17 protein-coding genes and 1 tRNA gene are annotated in these 19,338 nt (G+C 72.0%); 10 read left to right on the top strand and 8 right to left on the bottom strand.

From position 1 onward, the window contains the following. Positions 1-58 precede the first annotated feature (58 nt). The 5 genes from ABT369_RS30190 to ABT369_RS30170 all read left to right on the top strand — a co-directional run bounded on the left by ABT369_RS30190 (position 59) and on the right by ABT369_RS30170 (position 4,467). The gene (locus ABT369_RS30190; RefSeq protein ID WP_350617014.1) at positions 59-640 is read left to right on the top strand and encodes a dihydrofolate reductase family protein; all 582 of its coding nucleotides are present in this window, start codon (positions 59-61) and stop codon (positions 638-640) included. Positions 641-741: 101 nt separating this feature from the next. Further along, positions 742-870 (top strand) — tRNA-OTHER (locus tag ABT369_RS30185). Between the two features lie 41 nt (positions 871-911). Beyond that, the gene (locus tag ABT369_RS30180; RefSeq protein WP_350617012.1) at positions 912-3,050 is read left to right on the top strand and encodes a TerD family protein; all 2,139 of its coding nucleotides are present in this window, start codon (positions 912-914) and stop codon (positions 3,048-3,050) included. A gap of 139 nt (positions 3,051-3,189) precedes the next feature. Beyond that, positions 3,190-3,843 (top strand): hypothetical protein, encoded by a 654-nt coding sequence (locus ABT369_RS30175; protein WP_350617010.1) that lies wholly within the window; start codon positions 3,190-3,192, stop codon positions 3,841-3,843. Between the two features lie 192 nt (positions 3,844-4,035). After that, positions 4,036-4,467, top strand: a complete 432-nt coding sequence (locus tag ABT369_RS30170) for a hypothetical protein (protein ID WP_350617008.1) — start codon at positions 4,036-4,038, stop codon at positions 4,465-4,467. A 10-nt stretch (positions 4,468-4,477) separates the two neighbouring features. Here ABT369_RS30170 and ABT369_RS30165 read toward each other — a convergent pair whose 3' ends face one another. Together ABT369_RS30165 and ABT369_RS30160 are read right to left on the bottom strand one after the other, a co-directional pair. After that, positions 4,478-5,494 (bottom strand): LacI family DNA-binding transcriptional regulator, encoded by a 1,017-nt coding sequence (locus tag ABT369_RS30165; protein ID WP_350617006.1) that lies wholly within the window; start codon positions 5,492-5,494, stop codon positions 4,478-4,480. 4 nt (positions 5,495-5,498) lie between these two features. Beyond that, complete coding sequence (locus ABT369_RS30160; RefSeq protein WP_350617004.1) at positions 5,499-7,001, bottom strand: alpha-N-arabinofuranosidase; 1,503 nt, start codon at positions 6,999-7,001, stop codon at positions 5,499-5,501. A gap of 221 nt (positions 7,002-7,222) precedes the next feature. Between ABT369_RS30160 and ABT369_RS30155 the strand changes: the two genes are divergently transcribed. From ABT369_RS30155 to ABT369_RS30135, 5 genes are all read left to right on the top strand, one after another. Further along, positions 7,223-8,476: a sugar ABC transporter substrate-binding protein gene (locus ABT369_RS30155; RefSeq protein WP_350617003.1), complete on the top strand. Its 1,254-nt coding sequence runs from the start codon at positions 7,223-7,225 to the stop codon at positions 8,474-8,476. Between the two features lie 150 nt (positions 8,477-8,626). After that, positions 8,627-9,223, top strand: coding sequence for a carbohydrate ABC transporter permease (locus ABT369_RS30150; RefSeq protein ID WP_350617001.1), 597 nt, complete (start codon positions 8,627-8,629; stop codon positions 9,221-9,223). After that, positions 9,169-9,444 carry a hypothetical protein gene (locus ABT369_RS30145; protein WP_350617000.1) on the top strand — a complete coding sequence of 92 codons (276 nt, stop codon included), beginning with the start codon at positions 9,169-9,171 and terminating at the stop codon, positions 9,442-9,444. Before ABT369_RS30150 ends, ABT369_RS30145 begins: the two co-directional genes overlap by 55 nt. Continuing rightward, entirely contained in the window at positions 9,441-10,262 is an 822-nt protein-coding gene (locus ABT369_RS30140) for a carbohydrate ABC transporter permease (RefSeq protein ID WP_350616998.1), read from the top strand. Before ABT369_RS30145 ends, ABT369_RS30140 begins: the two co-directional genes overlap by 4 nt. Before the next feature lie 219 nt (positions 10,263-10,481). Further along, positions 10,482-11,963 (top strand): glycoside hydrolase family 76 protein, encoded by a 1,482-nt coding sequence (locus tag ABT369_RS30135; protein ID WP_350616996.1) that lies wholly within the window; start codon positions 10,482-10,484, stop codon positions 11,961-11,963. Positions 11,964-11,969: 6 nt separating this feature from the next. Here the strand turns inward: ABT369_RS30135 and ABT369_RS30130 are convergent, their stop codons facing one another. From ABT369_RS30130 to ABT369_RS30105, 6 genes are all read right to left on the bottom strand, one after another. Further along, positions 11,970-14,147 carry an acyltransferase family protein gene (locus tag ABT369_RS30130; protein WP_350616995.1) on the bottom strand — a complete coding sequence of 726 codons (2,178 nt, stop codon included), beginning with the start codon at positions 14,145-14,147 and terminating at the stop codon, positions 11,970-11,972. A gap of 102 nt (positions 14,148-14,249) precedes the next feature. Beyond that, positions 14,250-14,555, bottom strand: a complete 306-nt coding sequence (locus tag ABT369_RS30125; protein WP_350616993.1) for a ricin-type beta-trefoil lectin domain protein — start codon at positions 14,553-14,555, stop codon at positions 14,250-14,252. A gap of 9 nt (positions 14,556-14,564) precedes the next feature. Beyond that, positions 14,565-17,198, bottom strand: coding sequence for a ricin-type beta-trefoil lectin domain protein (locus ABT369_RS30120; RefSeq protein ID WP_350616991.1), 2,634 nt, complete (start codon positions 17,196-17,198; stop codon positions 14,565-14,567). 104 nt (positions 17,199-17,302) lie between these two features. Then, entirely contained in the window at positions 17,303-17,479 is a 177-nt protein-coding gene (locus ABT369_RS30115) for a hypothetical protein (RefSeq protein ID WP_350616990.1), read from the bottom strand. Between the two features lie 23 nt (positions 17,480-17,502). Continuing rightward, positions 17,503-18,312: a GAF domain-containing protein gene (locus tag ABT369_RS30110; protein WP_350616988.1), complete on the bottom strand. Its 810-nt coding sequence runs from the start codon at positions 18,310-18,312 to the stop codon at positions 17,503-17,505. Positions 18,313-18,412: 100 nt separating this feature from the next. Next, positions 18,413-19,303 carry a TIGR03620 family F420-dependent LLM class oxidoreductase gene (locus ABT369_RS30105; RefSeq protein ID WP_350616987.1) on the bottom strand — a complete coding sequence of 297 codons (891 nt, stop codon included), beginning with the start codon at positions 19,301-19,303 and terminating at the stop codon, positions 18,413-18,415. Positions 19,304-19,338 lie beyond the last annotated feature (35 nt).

Below are 19,338 nucleotides of genomic sequence, written 5' to 3'. Positions count from 1 at the left end.
AAGAGCGACGGCTCACGACACGCTAGTTTGGGGGCACGCCAAGGCAGAGGAGAGGCACGTGGGCAAGGTGGTCATGTACGGCTCGGTGTCGGTGGACGGGTTCATCGCGGACGAGCATGACCAGCCCGGACCGCTGTTCGACTGGTTGTCCAGCGGTGACGTCCCGTTGGACGAGAGCGGCGCGGTGAAGGTGTCGCAGACGTCCTACGACTACACCCGGCCGTACTGGGACCAGATCGGGGTGACAATCTGCGGCCGCCACGTCTTCGACATGACGGACGGCTGGGACGGGAAGCCTCCGAGCGGGATCGACCACGTGGTCGTCGTGACGCACCGGCCGGAGCCCGAGGGCTGGGACCCCGAGGCGCCGTTCCACTTCGTCGACGGCGTCGAGGCAGCCGTGGCCAAGGCGCAGGAGCTCGCGGGTGACCGCACGGTCGAGGTCGCCGCCGGCGACGTCGGTGGCCAGGTGCTTGCCGCGGGCCTGGTCGACGAGGTGCGCATGGACGTCGTGCCCGTCGTGTTCGGGTCCGGCAAGCGCTACTTCGGGTCGGTCGACGCGCAGCACCTGCTGGAGGACCCCGACGTGGTGATGCAGGGCAACCGGGTGCTTCACCTGCGCTATCGGGCGCGCCGTTGACCGATCTGTGACCGCGGCGGGCGTGTGGCTTCAGGATCCGTCAGGCGGACCCGAAACTCGTTGGCTCGGTTGCGCCGGCCCGTGCGACGATCGTCGCCGTTGGGTCGCTAGCTCAATTGGTAGAGCATTCGGCTGGTCAGCACGTCCGCCCACCGCCCCTCGCGGCCATGGAGGTGCTTCCTTCTCCTTATTGGACCGAAGGGTTCGGGGTTCGAGTCCCCGGCGACCCACGTAGTCAGGAGGTCCGGGCGACCGCGGGACGGAGGAGCGCGTGCTCGAGAAGCTGATTGTCAGCAAGACGCTGCGGGTGCCCGCGAGCACCGGCGCGGCCGGCGACGGCGCGGCCGTGGCGCGGCAGCTCGACGCGGCGCTGCTCGATGCCGGGTTCTCGGCGTCGCGGGCGCTGCTGGAGCACGTCGGCGGCCTCGCGCACGGCCCGGCGATGGACCTTGCCGCCGCGGCCGTGTCCGCGGTCCGCGAGCTCGTCGGCGACCACGTGCGGCACAACGCGTACTTCCTCACCTTCCCCGACGGCGTGCCGGACACCGTGGACTTCTGGATGGAGCGGCTGGCGGCGGCGGTACTCGCGGGCGGCGGGACGGCGCTCGCCGACGGCCGGCTGAACCTGCTCGAGCTGCCCGGCTACGGCACCTACCAGCACACGTACGCCGATCTCCTGGCCGCGCACGACGAGTTCGTCGCGGCGGCCGGCGACCGGCTCACCGTGCTGCACCTCGGCGACACGGCCGAGGTGGAGGCGGCGCGGCTCTACCTGGCCCTGGCCGGCAGCACCGTGCCGCTCGGCGAGGCCGACCTCGCGATCCTCGGCGAGCTCGCGGTGGCCTGCGTGGACGGCGAGCAGCCGGACGCGATCCCGATGCGGGAGAACCGGGCCGTGCTCAACGGGGTCCGCCTCGTGCTCGGCCGGCCGCTGGTCGCCGTCGACACGACCACCGACGTGCTGCGGCTGGCCTGCCACGTCTCCGGCGGGGACGCCTCGCTGGGGACGGTCACCAGGTTCCGGGCGTTCCCGCGCCGGGAGCGGCGGGTCCTGCTGGCGGCGCTGGACGAGGTCGTCGGCGCGAGCCCGGCCAAGCTCGGGGACGTCGCGCGGTTCTCGGAGCCGTGGAAGCGGCTCGGCGAGCGGCTGCATCCGCACGAGTACGGCCAGTGGCCGCACGCCCAGGCGGTGTTCACGGTCGCCCGCGGCGAGCGGAAGGTGCCCGGCATCGCCGGTCGCGCGGAGGCGGCGATCCGGGCCGGTGCCGTCGCCCCGGCGGCGACGGTGCTCTCGGCCGCGCCGGGCCTGCTGCTGCGCTCCGCGGACCGGCTGCTGCGGATCGCCCCGGCGGCGCAGCGCTCGGCCGTGGTCGAGGCGGTCTCAGCCGCGCTCGGCTCGGCGTCGGGCCGCGTGCTGTGCTCGCTGCGGGAGCACGTCGGCAACCGGCTGACGCCGGTGTCGGCCCGGATGTTCGCGAACCGCTCGCGGGGCGCCTGGGTGGCCCGCGACACCCGCCCGACGCTGCCGGCCGGGCTCGTGGCCGAGCTGTCGTCGCGGCTCGACACCGAGATCCTCGCCCGGCTGCCGGAGCTGCAGCACCCGCTGCTGGTCGACCCGGAGGTCCTCGACGTCGCGCTGCCGTTGTCCGGCCGGGCGGCCGAGGGCGGGTTCGCGGTGCTGCCGCGGGGGTCGCGATCGGTGGTCTCGGGCGAGCTGCTGCGGTTCTTCATGTACTGGCGGCAGACCGCGCGCCGCACCGACTACGACCTGTCGGTCCAGATGCTCGACGCCGAGTTCCACCCGGCGGGCCAGGTGTCGTGGACGAACTACCGCGGCGGCGGTCTCGTGCACTCCGGCGACATCACCGACGCGACCGACGGCGCGACCGAGTTCATCGACATGCCGTTGTCGAAGACCACGGTGCGGTACGTCGCGCCGCAGGTGTACATCTACGCGGGGGAGTCGTTCGACGACGTCGCCGAGTCGATGTTCGGCTACCAGACCCGCGCGAAGGACCAGCACGGCGCCCCGTTCGACGCCCGCACCGTGCGCGCCCGCTCGGACCTGCGCGGCCCGGGCCGGGTCGCGCTGCCGATGGTCTTCGCCCAGGGCAAGCGGGGCTGGGAGGCCGTGTGGCTGCACCTGTACCTGCCCGGCATGCCGGCGTTCAACCAGGTGGAGGACAACACGCTCACCGTCGCCGACCGGGTGCGGGCACTCGTGGAGCGGCAGTACCTGACCGTGTCGTACCTCGTCGACCTCCTCGCCACGCGGACCGCCGTGAGGATGTGGGACGGTGAGGTGCCGGACGAGCCGGTGACGTACATCGGCATCCACGCGCCCGACGACCTCCCGGAGGGGTCGCAGGTGTTCACCCTGGACCGGCTCACCGAGCTGATCCCCGAGTAGACTGGCGACAGCCGAGGCCATGCGGGAGCTTCCTTCTTTTCCGTTCGATTCGGGAACTCCGCGCGAGCGGAGCTCTGGCGCAATCAGCTCCCGCGCTTCCCTCGGCCCGTCGCCACACGAGGCGCACGAGGCGCTCGCGGTGGTCGGCCCCCACGCCGACCACCGCGACGCCGAGGCGGCACTGCTCGAAGCCGGATGGACCCCGTGTGGCGCCGGCGACTGGGCGATCGCCCTGCGCGCACCGGACGGCACCGCCGCGGCCCGGATCAGCCCGTTCGACCCCACCGGCCCGTACGCGGCGGCGCTGTACCGGGAGGCGGCACCCACCCGCCAGGTCCCGGCCCTGTTCGCGCACCGCCGCCTGGCCGGCGGCGGCGACCTGCAGCTGCTCGAGTGGCTGCGACCGGTGCCCGCGGACGAGGCCGCCGCGTTCCACCGGGCGATCGCCGAGCGGGCCCCGCACGTCGCCGGCCTGGTCGACGTCGTGCGCCGGGTGCACGCCCGGGCGCGGCGGGAGCTGCCCTGGTGCGGTCCGCTGGACACCAACCCCGACAACGTCATGCGCGCCGCCGACGGTCGCCTGGTCGTGGCCGACCTGTTCTACGCCGACGGCCCGAACCTCTACGCCACCGCCGCCACCGACCCGGACCGCGTCGTCGCGCTGATCCCGGAGCCCGAGCGCCGGTTCATGACCGAGATCCCCCTGGCCGCCTCCGGTCCGTGGGAGCCCGGCGCCCGGGAGGCGATCCGCGCTGCCCTCGCCGCCGCCGACGCGAAGGCCCGGAAGGGCTGAGAAAACCTTGCCGGGCCGGGCAACGCATCCGCGCACTCCGGAGCTGAGGCACCTGCTCGACGATCTCGCGGGCGCGCCCGCACCCGCGCCGCGGGCCGACGCCGACGCGCTGTTCGACGCCGGGCGTGCACGGCACCGCCGCCGCACGGCGCTCACCACCACGCTCGCCCTGGTCCCCGTGCTGGCGCGCTGGTGGCCGCGATCGCGTGGTGGCCCGAGCACCGCTCCGGCCCGCCGCCCGTCGGCGGATCGCCGTCCCCGTCCGCGGCCGGCGCGAAGGTGGCCTGGGCGGGCGTGGCCGACCCGGCAGCACGCCTACGCCGTCGTCGGCGACACGCTCTTCGGGACCGACGACGCCGGCCGGACCTGGACCGGGCGCGGCGTCAACGAACCGCTGGACCTGGTGGCGTTGGCGCCGTCGGTACTGCTCGCAGCGCGGACGGCTCGACGCTCTACGCGGCCGTCGACGACGCCGTCTCGCATCGGGTGTACGTGTACCAGCGCCCGGCCGGCAAGAGCTGGACCCGCGCGGGCGACCCCATCACGTCCACGGGCGGCGGCCGCGCCCTGTATCAGTCGGCCGACGGCCGCCACTGGACCGGCTTCCCGCTGGTCTCCGGCTGATGAGCGGTGGTCAGGCCGACCTGCGCACCACGAGCGAGCAATCCGTGAACACTTCGGTCGGCGGCGTGCCGCGGCCGGCGACGCGTGCTGCGAGCATGTCCACGGCCTGCTTGGCGACCTGCGCGGTGCCCGGCTCGATCGTCGTGAGCGGCGGCGTGGTGAACTCCGCCATCGCCACGTTGTCGAATCCGATGACGGCCACGTCGTCGGGCACGCGCACACCGCGGGCAGCGAGCGTGTGGAGCGCGCCGAACGCCATCGTGTCGTTGAAGCAGAAGACCGCATCCGGCGGCTGCGGCAGGCCGAGGAGACGCGCCATGCCGGCAGCGCCGTCGCGCAGGTGCCATTCTTCGGCGGTGACGACGTACTCGGCGGGCACCGGCAGGTCGTTCTTGGCGAGCGTGTCGCGGAATGCCTCGAGGCGCAGCGACGCGGCCGACGTGGTGGCGACGCGCGGGTTCGCGCCGATCGCCGCGATCCGCCGGTGGCCGCGGTCGACGAGGTATTGCGTCGCGAGCTGGGCCGCCTCGGTGTTGGCCATGGTGACGTGGTCGACGGGTCCGCGGAAGATCCGCTCGCCCAGGATGACGAGCCGGTCGTTGCCCGTGAGGTACCGCTCGTCGCCGGGCCCGAGCGCGTGGGGCTGGAAGATCAAGCCGTCGGAGTGCTGGCGGCGTGCGCCTGAGAGGATGGCGATCTCGTTTTCGCGGCGTGCACCGGTCTGCTGGATGACGACGGTCCAGTCGTGCCGCTCGGCCTCCGCCATGATGCGCCAGGCGAGGTCGGTGAAGTAGTCGATCTTCAGGTCAGGGATGGCGAGCGTGATCGTGCCGGTTCGCCCGGTACGCAGGCTGCGCGCCGAGGTGTTCAGGCGGTAGCCGAGTTCGTCGACAGCGCGCAGCACGCGGTCACGGGTCTCGGGCCGGACCGACGTGTGCCCGGAGAGCACGTTGGACACGGTCCGGGCCGTGACGCCGGCGCGGGCGCCGACGTCGGCCATGGTGACGCTCTCGTCCTTGCGTGCCATCTGCTCACCTACTTCCGGTTGCGCAGCCGACGCGGACAGTGGCCCACGATACAGGCGGCAGCCGAAGCGCGAGCGTCCCGTTGTCGAGCCGCGCGTCCAGCGGCCGCGGCACGACGGCGTCGGGGTCGTCGACCGTGTTTGCCGCCGCTGGGTCCGGCGCCCACAACAGCTCCGCGTGCTCGACGGAGCGGGGGGCCAGCTCGCGCAGGTCGAGCGCGATGTCGGTGACCGTGGTCGTCGAACGGTTGGCCAGGTGGACGAGCGCGTGGTCGCCGCCGGGAGCGACGGTCACGACGCACGTCGCGTCGGCGCCGCCCGTCGTGTCCGCCGAGGTGTCGAGCACGGTGTGGCCCGCGCTGCGGGCGACGGCGGCGAACGGGTGGAACGTGGTCTGCCGCCAGGCGGGCCGGCCGGGCTCGGCGCGGATCGGGCCGATCACGTTGACGAGCTGCGCCATCGCGGCGATGGCGACGACGTCCGCGTGGCGCAGGATGCTTTGCAGCAGCGTGCCGACCACGACCGCGTCGGCGAGCGTGTACTGCTCCTCGAGGATGCGCGGCGCCTCCTCGAACACGCGCTGCGGCTCGATCTCGTCGTACGACGTGTAGTTCCACACGTTCCACTCGTCGAGGCTGATCGTGACCTCGCGCTCGCTGCGCGTCGCGGCCCGCACGTGCGCGATGGTCGCGGCGATGTCGTCGAGGAACCTGTCGAGCGCATCCGACGAGCGCAGGAACCGCGCGCGGTCGCCCTCGTCGTAGAAGTAGATGTGGCACGACAGGTGGTCGACGAGACCGATCGTTCGCGTCAACACTTCGCGCTCCCATGCGCCGAACGTGGGCATCCGCTCGTGCGAGCTGCCGACGACGACGAGCTCGAGCGCGGGGTCGAACCGGCGCATCGCGGCGGCGGTCACGGCCGCGCGCTCGGCGTAGGCGGCGGCGGAGCGGTGGCCGAGCTGCCACGGGCCGTCGGCCTCGTTGCCGAGGCACCACAGGCGCACGTCGTGCGGCTTGGGTGAGCCGTTGGCGACGCGAGCGTCGGAGAGCGTCGTGCCGCCCGGGTGGTTGGCGTACTCGAGCAGGTCGAGCGCCGAGCGTGCGTCGCCGAGGCCGAGGTTGAGCGCGAGCATCGGCTCGACGCCGGCGTGCCGGCACCATGCCACGAACTCGTCGGTGCCGAAGGTGTTCGGCTCGATGGTCTTCCAAGCGAGGTCGAGGCGGCGCGGGCGGGCGTCTCGCGGGCCGACGCCGTCGCGCCACTCGTAGCCCGAGACGAAATTCCCGCCGGGGTAGCGCACCACGGTGACGCCGAGTTCGCGGACGAGCTCGAGCACGTCGCCGCGGAAGCCCTCAGTCGTCGCGGACGGGTCGTCGGGGGCGTACAGCCCGCCGTAGACGCCGCGGCCCAGGTGCTCGACGAACGAGCCGAACAGGCGCGGGTTCGCAGTGCCGATTCGGCGGGCCAGCCGGAGCCTCACGGGCGCGGCGGGGGTGTGGTCATCCACGTCGACGATCTACCTCTCTCGTTTGTTCATCGATGAAATTAGGCGACAGAAGTGGCAGCGTCAACGTGAACGCTGGTCGGGGGCCAGTTGACGGTACGTGCTTGACGAAACCCTTTTCGGCGTGCAAAGTCACTGCCCTAACAGGGTCGTTTCATCGATGAAACAATCCCGGGCTCGGCGGCGCTGCCGCACGGTCAATGGCGACAGGGGGAAGACAGCTCATGAGGAACGCACGCCTCGCCCGCGCGCTCGTCGCGCTGGTCGGGGCCGCAACGCTTAGCCTGGCGGCCTGCTCGTCCGGCAGTCCGGGCAGTGAAGGTACCGCCGGCGGCTCGACCACGCTGACGGTCTGGCATTACTACAACACCGACGGACAGGTGCAGGGCCTGCAGCGGCTCGCGACCGCGTTCGAGGCCAAGCACCCCGGCGTCCACGTCCAGTTCCAGTACGTGCCGGTCGAGCAGATGACGACGAAGGCAGTCACCGCCGCGGGCGCCAAGACGGGGCCCGACGTGCTGGTCTTCGGCGCCTCGGGCACCTACCCGCTGGCGCAGGCCGGCGCGATCAAGCCGATGGACGACTGGTGGGCCGCGTACTCCGACGCCAAGCAGTTCCCCGACGGCGTGCTGCAGAAGATCGACGGGAAGCTGTACGGCGTCCAGGGCTACGTCAACCTGCTGGGCCTCTGGTACAACAAGGACCTCCTCGACCAGCTCGGCGCCCAGGTTCCCGCCTCGATCCCCGAGCTCGAGGACGTGATGGCGAAGGCCGTCAAGGCCGGCAAGCAGGGCATCACGCTCACCGGCAAGCCGGGGCTGGAGAGCCAGTGGCAGGGCTTCCCCTGGTTCACGTCGAACGGGTTCACCTACGGCAACGCTCAGGCCGCGCCCATGGCGCAGACGTACGCGATGCTCCAGGACTGGATCGCCAAGGGGTACCTGTCCAAGGAGGCGGCGGCGTGGGACCAGGTGGTCCCGTTCCAGCAGTTCGCGGCGGGCTCGTCGGTGTTCGCGGTCAACGGCAACTGGCAGATCGCGGCCGCGGCCCAGGCCAAGTTCAAGTACGGCGTCGCGCCTCTGCCGATCACGTCGCAGGGCGGCGTCCTGCTGGGCGGTGAGGTGCAGAACGTCGGGGCGTTCTCGAAGCACCCCGATCTGGCGAAGCAGTTCCTCGAGGACGCGCTCTTCTCGGTTGACGGCGAGCTCACGCTGCTCGACGCGTTCGGCTCGATCCCGGCGCGCGCCGACGCCGCCGCGTCCGCGAAGATCAGCGGCGACCCGATCCTGAGCGTGTTCGGCAAGATCGTGCAGCAGCAGGGCCGCCCGTCGCCGAGCCCGCAGGTGCCGTCCAAGAACGTCGACAAAGTCGAGACGCTCGTCGGCAACTCCTGGTCCAAGGCGATCTCGGGTCAGGGCAAGCCGGATCAACTCGCCAACGAGCTGATCGACCAGCTCAAGCCCCTGCTGAAGGGCTGAGAGCGCATGAGTTCGAGCGTGCCCCCGGTGTCCACGCCGACGAGCACGACCGTCGCCGGCCTCTCCGCACCCGCACGGGCGCGGAGAGGCCGGCGCCACGGCCGCACCGTCGACCGCCGTATTGCCTTGGCGACTCCCGCAGGTGCCCTGTTGCTCGCGCTGGCCGTCTGGCCGCTCGTACAGCTCGGCAGCATGAGCCTGCACGCGGTGAGCGCGGCGACCCTCAACGCCGAGTGGGACTTCGTCGGTCTCGGCAACTACGCGGCGATGCTGCGCGAGCCTGACTTCGGTCAGGTCTTGGCCAACACGTTGGCGTTCGTCCTCATCGTGACCGCGATCGGGATGGTCGGCGGCTTCCTGGTCGCGGTCGCCGTCCTGTCCTCGACCCGCGGTGGCTCCTTCCTGCTCGGTCTGATGGTGTTCGTCTGGGCGTTGCCGCCGGTCGTCAACGGATCGATCTGGAAGTTCCTCCTGGCCGACCAGGGCCTGGTCAACCAGGTCCTTCGAGCCCTGGGCGGCCACGGGGTGGGGTTCCTCTACGACTCCAGGTTCGCCCTGTGGTCGGTCGCGCTGGTCAACGCCTGGGCAGTTGTACCGTTCAACGCACTCGTCCTGCGCGCGGCACTGCTCGGCGTCGACCCGCAGGTGCTCGAGGCCGCGGAACTCGATGGGGCGCGGCCCTGGAAGCGGGTGTGGCATGTCCTGATGCCGCGGGCCGCACCGCGGCGACCGTCCTCACCATCCTGACGATCGTCTACGCCTTCCGCAGCTTCGACTTCATCTACGTGATGACGTCCGGCGGACCGGGGACGGCATCCACGACGCTGCCGTTCCTTGCGTACTCCGAAGCGTTCTTGACGCTCGACTACGGACGGGGGGCTGCCACGGCGCTCATTGCTCTCGCCGTTGTCGTCGTGCTTGCGCTGGTCTACTCCCGCGACGTCCGCCGAACCGAGGGGGAGGCATGATCCGCCGCCGCCGCGAGCCAATCGCCTTCTCGTTGCGCTCCGTGCTCTATCTGCTCTACGGGCTTCCGTTGCTGTGGATCGTCCTCACGTCGCTCAAGAGCCAGGGCGAGGTGCTGTCGAGTCAGGCTTCGATCGCGTTCCATCCGACGCTCGACGCGTATCGTGCCGCCATCGCTGATCCGGCGCTCGGTGCCGCGCTTCGTCAGTCGGCGATCGTGGCGATCGGCACGACGGCCGTCTGCCTCGCATTCGCGACGCCCGCCGCGTACGCGCTCGCCCGAACGCGAAGCGCGATCGTCGTGCCGGCGCTCGTCCTGCTCGTCGTCCTGCAGATGGTGCCGCAGACCGCGAATCTCATCCCGTTGTTCTGGCTGCTGTCGAAGTGGGGACTGCTCGATACGACGTTCGGCCTTGTGCTCGCGGACGCGGCTATGTTCCTTCCCTGGGCGATCCTGCTGCTGCGCCCGTTCTTCGGGCAGATCCCGACCGCCATCGAAGAGGCCGCACGCGTCGACGGTGGCTCCACGATCCGCACGTTCTGGTCGGTGGCGCTGCCGCTCGCGCGAAACGGGATCCTCACCGTGTCCTCGGTGATCTTCCTCGTCTCGTGGGGCGAGTTCCTCTATGGCATGACGTTCATGCTCTCGCCCGAGCGGTACCCACTGTCGTCACTGATCGCGGTGCAGTCCGGTGCCTACGGCGCCGACTGGCCGGCGATGATGGCATTCGCCGTCGTCTCCGCGGTGCCTGTGCTCGTGGTGTACGTGGCCAGCCTGCGGCTGCTGTCCTCGGGTCTGACCATGGGCGCAGTCAAATAGCCGTAGGCACCGCGCCGGTTGCTGTGGCCTTCGGGACTCGCTTCCAGGTGAGCGTTGCGGGGTGACCGCCGGTGCTCGGCGTCGCCGATGCCGGCTCGGCGGTGCTGGATTGTCGGGGCGTGCCCGCAGTTATGTCAATAGTTGACAGAGGGAATTAGATAGAGGACTGTCGATAAAAACCGGATGGCGGTCCGGGCCACAGCTCCCCGGGAGGGAACCGTGTCCCCACGCCTGATCGCCGTCCCCATCCTCGCCGCCGCCGTCGTGTTCGTGCCCGCGCAGGCCGCCGGGGCCGCCGACGGCACCGCCACGCCCACCAGCACCGCCACGAGCGCCCCGGCGCTGGCCGCGACGAACATCTGCAACCGCTACTGCGACGGGCGCGACGCCTCGCTCGCGCCGGCCAACCGGGCGACCGTGAGCGCCACGCTGTACGGGCGGCGCTTCACCATGCACCTCAACGACACCGACGCCATGGGCTGGGCCACGCTCGAGAGCGGGCAGGCGGGCGACGAGGTGTGGATGGACCGGTCCTTCGACGGCGGCAAGACCTGGGTCGACAGCCGCATCGGCGACATCACCGTCGCCGCCGGCGCGACCGGCCAGCGCACCAAGCAGTACAACGTCGACAACTGGAACGCCAACGGCGTCGGGGTGCTGCGCGCGTGCGGGAAGGCCGGCGACCGGGCCGAGCTCGTGTGCACCGCGTGGACGCGCAGCACCTGCAACGCCTGGGACCGGCGCACCGCGGCGGCCACGGCGCTGATGATGCAGTACAACCTCGGCACCGGGCTTTTCGGTGACGGGGACTGGTGGACCAGCGCGAACGCGCTCACGGCGGTGATCGACAACGCCCGGCGGTCGGGGATGGGCAGCTACAAGTACGCGATCGCCAACACCTACGACAAGCAGATCAACTCGCGGCTCGGGCAGTTCCGCAACGAGTACCTCGACGACACCGGCTGGTGGGCGCTGGCCTGGGTCGACGCGTACGACCTGACCGGCGACAGCCGCTACCTGAACACCGCGCGGGCCGGGGCCGACTACATGTTCAGCTACTGGGACACGACCTGCGGCGGCGGGGTGTGGTGGAAGACCGACCGGATGCACAAGAACGCCATCGAGAACAGCCTCTACATCCAGCTCAACGCCGCGTTGTCGAAGCGGATCGCGGGCGACACGGTGTATCGCGGCCGGGCCCAGGCGGCCTGGACCTGGTTCCAGGGCACGGGCATGCTCAACGGCTCGAACCTCGTCAACGACGGCATCAGCCTCAGCACGTGCCGCAACAACGGGGCCACCACCTGGACCTACAACCAGGGCGTGCTCGTCAACGCGCTCGTGCAGCTCAACAAGCTCACCGGCGACGCGGCCGCGCTCGCGACCGCGCGGCGGATCGGCGACGCGCTCACCGCGAGCACCTACCTGTCGCCGGGCGGCATCCTGCGCGAGCCGAACGAGAGCGGCACGTGCTCCGACGACGGCGCCTCGTTCAAGGGGGCCGCGATCCGGGGGCTCGGCGCGCTCAACGCCGCCGCGGGCGGCGCCTACAACGCCTACCTGCAGCGCAACGCCGACAGTGCCTACGCCAACGACCGGGACACCATCGACGCGTACGGCAACCACTGGGCCGGGCCGCGCACCGCGACCAGCCAGCGGTGCCAGCACAGCGCGGTGGACCTGCTCAACGCCGCACCCTAGGCCCGCTCAGGACGTCAGTGCCGCGGTCAGCAGCGGGGTCAGCAGCTTGATGTAGGTGGTCGTGACGTGGCTGCCGTCGCGGTACACCATGCTGTTGCCGATGATCGCCGGGCACAGCGTGTCGGTGCAGAACCACTCGGTCGGGTCCAGCACGGTGATACCCGCCGGCTGGGCCGCGGCCTCGATCGCGGCCCGGCGGGTGGCGTAGATCGCGGTCGGGACCTTGAGCGCGCACTGCTGCACCGCCGCCGGGTGCGCGGCGACGCAGTCCGGCACGCTGACCCCGTGCGGGTCCGGGGTGTCCTGCATGATGATCGGCTTGGCGCCGAGCTGGGCCAGCCGGGTGGCGGAGGCGACGGTCGCCTCCGCCCACGCGGTGTCGGCGTGGGCCTTGTCGACCGTCGGCGCGCCCTGCCTGTTGACCGGCGGGTCGGTGTACGTGCGGGTCGACAGCACCACGATCGCGGGCTTGAGCCGCTTGATCACCGCGAAGGCCTGCTCGCGCCAGTCGGCGCACTCGGTGTACGCCCGCCGTGAGTTGATTTTGATGGTGAGCACGTCGGCCGGGGTGCAGCCGCTCTTGGCGAGGACCACGAGCCGCCACTGCTTCTTCTTGGCGATGACGTCGAAGGCGTCGAACCACTGCTCGGTGTGCGAGTCGCCGAAGAGCACGACGGTGGTCGGCCCGTTCGGCACGCCCTTGCGGTCGCAGCCCAGGGCGATGGCGGGCGCGGTCTTGGACTCGTCGAGCGAGGCCAGGCAGCCCTTGTCGCCGCCGGGCAGGTCCTTGCTCGCCGCGGTCACCGCCGGCGCGAGGTTCTGCGGCATGGCCGCGACGGTCGCGCTGGTCTGGATGAGCGCGAGCAGCTGGCGGCGGGCCTCCTCGAGCTGCTGCGCGTCGGACACGACCGAGGCGGTGTCCTGGGCCTGGCCCTCGCCCTGCACACGCATCGGCAGCCCCATGAACAGGACCGCGGCGCCGACCGCGAAGGCCGTCATCGTCGCGCCGAGCATCAGGCCGCGGTTCGGCCGGCGCTTGAACACCGGGTTGAACCGGATCGGGTTCTCCACCAGCATCAGCGACAGCCGGGCCGGGATCAGCGCGAATGCCGCCACGCCGACCAGGATCCACACGTTGAGCTTGTCCTGCCCGGCGATGTGCGGGGCGAGGATCAGCAGCGGCCAGTGCCACAGGTACCAGCTGTACGACAGCTTGCCGAACCACTGGAACGGGCCCGTCCTCAGCAGCACCGCGGCGCCGCCCGCGGGCGCCGCGCAGCCGCCGGCGATGACCAGCGCCGCGCCGGCCACCGGCAGCAGGGCCGCCTTGCCCGGGAAGACGGTGGTGGCGTCGAACCACAGCGCGGACGTCACGATCATGGCGAGCCCGGCCCAGGTGGCGACGGCGGCGAGGGCGCCGGGCAGGCGGGCGAGGCGCTCGGCGGCCAGAGCGGCGAGCGCCCCGACGGCCAGCTCCCAGGCGCGGGCCTGGATGCCGAAGTACGCCCACGGCTGCGCGTGACCGGTCTGCCACACACAGATGCCGAACGACACCGCGGCCAGGACGATCAGCGCGAGGGTGGCCGACAGCCGGCTCGGCCGTCCGCGGCGCGCCCAGGCCGCGCCCGCGACGACGAGCAGCAGGGGCCAGATGAAGTAGTACTGCTCCTCGACCGCGAGCGACCAGAAGTGCTGCAACGGGGAGGGCTCGCGCTCGGCGGAGAGGTAGTCGGTGCCCTGGGCGGCCAGCCGGATGTTGATGCCGTAGGCGGCGGCGGTGAGCGCGTCGAGCGAGACGGCCTTCGCGGCGATCGGCGACATCCACGCCCAGGCCGCCGCGACGGTGGTCAGCACCACGACGGTCGAGGCGGGCAGCAGGCGCACCATGCGCCGGCCGTAGAACGCGCCGAAGCGGATGCGGCCGGTCTTCTGCAGCTCGCGGAACAGGTGCAGGGTGATGAGGAAGCCAGAGATCACGAAGAACACGTCGACGCCGACGTAACCGCCGGTGATGTGCTCGACACCGGCGTGGTCGAGCACGACGAGCAGGACGGCTACGGCGCGGAGTCCCTCGATGTCGGGCCGGAATCGCTGCGGCTTCGGCTCGGCCGGGATCACCGCTGGTGCGGGAGCGGTCACCCGGTGCCGCATCGGTGCCGGACGCGCCGGTTGATAGACGGTCATCGACCGCGTCCTAGGCTGAGCACGGGCAACACGGTAATGGCTCGCAGGTGGCGGCGGGTGCCGGGGTCCCGGAAGCGCGGCGAACCGCGCCACCGGGTGCGGTCAGCCCGGCAGGCCCCAGTGCTGGGCGCCGGTGCCGTTGCAGGTGAACAGCTGCTGCTGGGTGCCCCAGTCGGTGGACGAGTTCGGGTCGTCCAGGCACTTGCCCGACTGCGGGTTGCGCAGCGAGCCGTCCGGCCGGGGCGTCCAGACCTGCGCGCCGCTGCCGTTGCAGTCCCACAGCTGGACCCTGCGCGGCCGGGCCGGTGAAGGTGAGCCCGGCCGGGCGACGGCCGCGGAGGCGGGCCCGACGGCGACGATCGACGCGGCGACGAGCGCGACGGTGGTGAACGGGATGCGACGGCGCACGACAGCTCCTCACTGCCTGCGGAAGATCTGCGCGACCGAGCCGTTGCAGTCCCACAGCTGCAACCGGGCGCCGTTCGCGGTCGAGCCGTTCGGGGAGTCCAGGCAGCGGCCGGACTGCGGGTTGAGCAGCGCGCCGTTCGCCTGCGGCACCCACTGCTGCGCGCCGCCGCCGTTGCAGTCCCACAGCTGGAGCGGGGTGGCGTTCGCCGTACCGTTGCCGGTCGCGTCCAGGCACCGGTTCAGGGTGCGCAGGGCGGTCCCGTCCCAGCTCCAGTGCTGGTCGGCCGCGAACGTCTGGCAGCCCCAGAGCTGCACCGCCGCCCCGTTGCCGCCGGTGTCGTCGGCGGCCACGTCGACGCAGCTGCCGCCGGGGCCGTTGACGAACGCGGCGCCGGGCGAGCCGCCGCCCATGCGGAAGCCCTGCGCGCCGCTGCCGTTGCAGTCCCACAGCTGTAGCCGTGCCCCGTTCGCCGTCGAGCCGCTGGGCGAGTCGGCGCAGCGGCCCGACTGCGGGTTGCGCAGCGAGCCGTTGGCCTGCGCCACCCACTGCTGGGCGCCGCCGCCGTTGCAGTCCCACAGCTGCAGGGCGGTGCCGTTGGTGGTGCCGTTGCCGGTCGCGTCGAGGCAGCGGCCCAGGGTGCGCAGCGTGCCGCCGCTCCACGTCCAGCGCTGGTCGAGCGACTGCACCTGGCAGTCCCACAGCTGCACCGCCGAGCCGTTGCCGCCCGTGTCGTCCGCGGCCACGTCGACGCACTTGCCGCCCGGGCCGCTGACGTAGCCGCCCACCGGCGGGCCGCCGGTGTTGAGCCGCTTCGAGGCGGCGATGATGCCCTGGTTCGCCGCCCGCACCCGGGCGCCGTCGAACTTGAGCACCTGGCGGTCGTAGGTCCAGAACCCGTTGTACTCGCCCTCGACGTCGAACGGCTGGGTGTAGACGAGCGCGCCGACGCCCTTCGTGTACATCAGCGTCGCCGCCTGGAACGTCAGGCTCACGAACCGGTCGGTGGCCGAGGCGCCGTCGGGGTGCTGCTCGTAGGCGAAGAAGCCGCCGCTCGGGCTGAACTCGTGGCCCGGCGAGCGCACGCCGAGCCCGCCGTACTCGCCCAGCGCGGCCGCCCGGGTCGCGGTCGGCAGGGGCGAGTCCGGCCCGACGTAGACGTGCCAGTCCTGGATGTCGCCGTTGCCCGGGTCGCCCTTGGAGGAGCAGCAGTTGTACCCGCTGTGGGCGTTGACGAGCCGCGTCGGGTCCTGGTTCTTGACGTTGTTCACCACGCGGGTCGTGTCGGCGAGGTTCCACTCGCCCCAGCCCTCGTTGAACGGCACGTAGGCGATGACCGCCGGGGAGAACCGGTGCTCGTCGACGATCTCCCGCACCTCGGACTCCCACTGGTCGTGCTGGGCGGTGGTGCCGGGTGCCTCGCCCATGCTCGGCATGTCCTGCCAGACGAGCAGGCCGAGGCGGTCGGCGTGGTAGTACCAGCGGGCGGGCTCCACCTTGATGTGCTTGCGCACGAGGTTGAACCCGAGGTCCTTGATCTTCTGCAGGTCACCGGCGAGCGCGGCGTCGGTCGGGGCGGTGTAGACGCCGTCGGGCCAGAAACCCTGGTCCAGCACGCCGGTCTGCATGACGAACTGCCCGTTGAGCAGCGGCACCCGGCGCCCGTTGACGACCCCGGTGCTCACCTCGCGCATGCCGAAGTAGTGCATGGTCTGGTCGACGGTCTGGCCCGCGCCGTTGCGCAGCGAGATCCGCAGGTTGTAGAGGAACGGGTCGTCCGGCGACCACCGGCGCGCGTTCGGCACCGGCACGGTGAAGTCGGTGAAGCCGCCGGTGGCCGTGCCCATGACGGTGGCGCCGTCGAGCGCCTCGGCGAGCACCGAGTGCCCGGTCACGTCCCCGCGGGTGAAGACTCGCACTCGCAGCGTGTTGTTCGCGAGGTTCGGGTAGTAGTCGACGCTGTAGATCGACGACGCCGGGGTCGGCTCCATCCACACCGTCTGCCAGATGCCCGAGGAGGGCGTGTAGACGATCCCGCCCGGGTTGCGGGCCTGCTTGCCGCGCGCGATGTTCAGCCCGGGGGTGTCCGACGGGTCCCAGGCGCGCACGACGATCTCGTTGGTGCCGCCGTTGAGCTGCGGCGTGACGTCGAACTCGAACCGGTCGTAGCCGCCGGTGTGGGTGCCGACCTGCACGCCGTTGATCCACACGGTGGCCTGGTAGTCGACGGCGCCGAAGTGCAGCTGCACGCGGCGGCCGGCCCAGCCCGCGGGCACCGTGAAGGTGCGGCGGTAGAACAGGTACAGCCGGTTGTCGTTCGGGGCCCGCTTGATGCCGGACAGCGCCGACTCGACCGGGAACGGCACGTTGACCCGCTCCGGCAGCGCCTGGCCGAAGACCGGGTTGTCGTTGGTGGCCGACTGGCGCAGCTGCCACTCGCCGTTGAGGTTGAGCCAGTCGGGCCGCACCATCTGCGGCCGCGGGTACTCCGGCAGCGGCGTGCCGGTGAGCGCCTGGGCCGTCCACGGTGTGGTGAGCGGCGCCGGCTGCGCGGGGGCGGCGGCGGACGGGGGCGCGCTCAGCCCGGCGCCCAGGAGGGCGGCCACGGCGGTGAGCGCGAGGAGACGGGTTCGTCGCACGGGCATGAGGACTCCAGGCTCCAACGGATCGGACGGGACTGGCGGGAACCAGCCCGATCGAAGGATTTACCGGATTCAACATGAAGGCCCGGCCATGTTCTGTCAACAGTTTACGAAACACGGCTTTCGGGGACGAGCAGGCTCTCGATCGCGCCCGGCAGGCCGAGGACCGTGCGGGCGCCCGCCGGGTGGTGGCCGGCCCCGATCATCACCCGGCAGGCGAGGCCGCGCCGGCGGCCCAGATAGCTGGTCGTGAGCAGCGCCCGGACCCCGGCGACGGCGAGCACGTCGACCCCTCGCAGGTCGATGATCAGCGTGTGCGGTGCGCCCAGGGAAGCGAGGGTGCACCGGACGAGATCGGTGAAGCCGGGAACGGTGACGGCGTCGAGCACCCCCGCACCGTCACCGTCGTGGTGGCCGCGAGGTGATCCGTGATCACGCTGGCCATCGTCGCGCGGGCCGGATCGTCGCGCCCGGGCGGGGCCCCGGCCGCGTTGCTCAGCGCCCGCCCCGCGTGCCGGGCGAAGCCGTCCTGGCTCGGGTGCCGGCCCGCGGCCGCGTAGTGCAGCGAGAGCACGCCGAGGACCCGGCCGCCGTCGTCGCGCAGCGGGTAGGCGTGCAGGGAGCACGTGCCGGCCGCCAGCAGGACCAGGCGGGCCGAGCGGCCTGCGAACACCGGGCTGGCCGTGAGATCGTCGACCAGTATGGGACTGCCGGTGCGCACCGCGAGCGCGGCCGCCGCCGCCAGGCCGTCGTCCCCCGCGGCGAACCGGTCGACGAGGTCCGCCGGCAGGCCGTAGTGCCGGACGGTCCGCAACGTGAGCGTGCCCCGCTCCCGTAGCTGCAGATGGCACGCGTCGGCCGCGGGGATCCCGCAGGCGGCGATCATGATGGCCGAGTGCACGGTCGGCGCGTCGGCGAGGACCAGGAAGTCCGGGGCCGCGATCGCCGAGACGTCGGTGCGCAGCCGGTGGCGGAACCGGGACAGGACGGCGCGGCGGGTGGCCCGCAACTCGGCGTTGATCATCGCCTGTTCGGCGCGGGCGCTCGCGGCGCGGAGGGACTCCGCCGAAGCGCCGGGACTCGGCGATCGGGCCACGCGGCCGGCCGGGTCTGACACCGGGCACCGCCTCCCGACGGTAGGTCCACGGCGTGCCGGTGTGGTGGACGCGCGATGCGGCACGGTGCCCTGGAGCCTACGCGGCCGTCGCCCGGGCGGCTCAGTGCAGCCGCACAGCCGACAGCTCCTCGAGCTGGCGCAGGGCGTCGTCGAATCCGGCGCCGAGCGGCTGGACGAGGACGTGGTCGGCGCCGGCGTCGCGGTGGGCCCGGACCCGCTCGGCGATGTCGTCGGGCGTGCCCCAGGCGACGATCGCGTCGACGAGCCGATCGCTGCCGGCGTCGGCGAAGTCGTCGTCGGTGAGCCCGAGCCGCCGGAGGTTGTTGACGTAGTTCGGCAGCTGCAGATAGCGCGCCGTGTGCTGGCGGGCCACCTCGCGGGCCACCCGCGGGCTGGTCTCCACGACGACCGCCTGCTCGGGGATGAGCAGCCGATCGGGGCCGAGCGCGGCGCGGGCCTCGGCGGTGTGCTCGGGCGGCACGAAGTAGGTGTGGGCGCCGTCGGAGCGGTCGGCGGCGAGCTCGAGCATGCGCGGGCCGAGCGCGGCGAGCACTACGGGGACGGACTCGGGCATCTCGCCCATGGCCGTCAGGTACTCGCGCATGTGTTGCAGCGGCCGGCGGTACGACTGCCCGGACTGCTCCACGATGGGCGCGTGGCTGATGCCCAGCCCGAGGATGAACCGCCCCGGCCAGGCGTCGGCGAGCGTGGCCGCCGCGGCGCGGGCGGTGCCGGCGTGGCGGGCCCAGACGTTCGCGATCCCGGCGCCGGCCACGATCCGCGAGGTCGCCGCGAGCCAGACGGCCTCCTGGGCGAAGATGTCGTTGGTCCCGACGACCTCGCCCTGCCACACCGAGCCGAACCCGAGCTCCTCGATGCGCGCGGTGACCTCGCGCTGCACGGCGGCGGACTCACCCTGCACCGTGCTGGTCCATACACCGACGGGGCCGAGGGTCGTGCGGGTCGCGTCGATGATCTGCGCCGTTGCCATGCGCTCCATCTTCCCCGGCCTTCCCCGATTACGCG

This window comes from Dactylosporangium sp. NPDC000244 (assembly GCF_040300725.1).
Taxonomy (GTDB): domain Bacteria; phylum Actinomycetota; class Actinomycetes; order Mycobacteriales; family Micromonosporaceae; genus Dactylosporangium.
This window is presented reverse-complemented; position numbering and strand designations above follow the sequence as displayed.

Excerpts from the sequence above, each read along its gene's own strand:
- ABT369_RS30120 (WP_350616991.1), bottom strand. The coding sequence starts at position 17,198 with ATGCCCGTGCGACGAACCCGTCTCCTCGCGCTCACCGCCGTGGCCGCC.
- ABT369_RS30140 (WP_350616998.1), top strand. The coding sequence starts at position 9,441 with ATGATCCGCCGCCGCCGCGAGCCAATCGCCTTCTCGTTGCGCTCCGTG.
- ABT369_RS30130 (WP_350616995.1), bottom strand. The coding sequence starts at position 14,147 with ATGACCGTCTATCAACCGGCGCGTCCGGCACCGATGCGGCACCGGGTG.
- ABT369_RS30165 (WP_350617006.1), bottom strand. The coding sequence starts at position 5,494 with ATGGCACGCAAGGACGAGAGCGTCACCATGGCCGACGTCGGCGCCCGC.
- ABT369_RS30155 (WP_350617003.1), top strand. The coding sequence starts at position 7,223 with ATGAGGAACGCACGCCTCGCCCGCGCGCTCGTCGCGCTGGTCGGGGCC.
- ABT369_RS30105 (WP_350616987.1), bottom strand. The coding sequence starts at position 19,303 with ATGGCAACGGCGCAGATCATCGACGCGACCCGCACGACCCTCGGCCCC.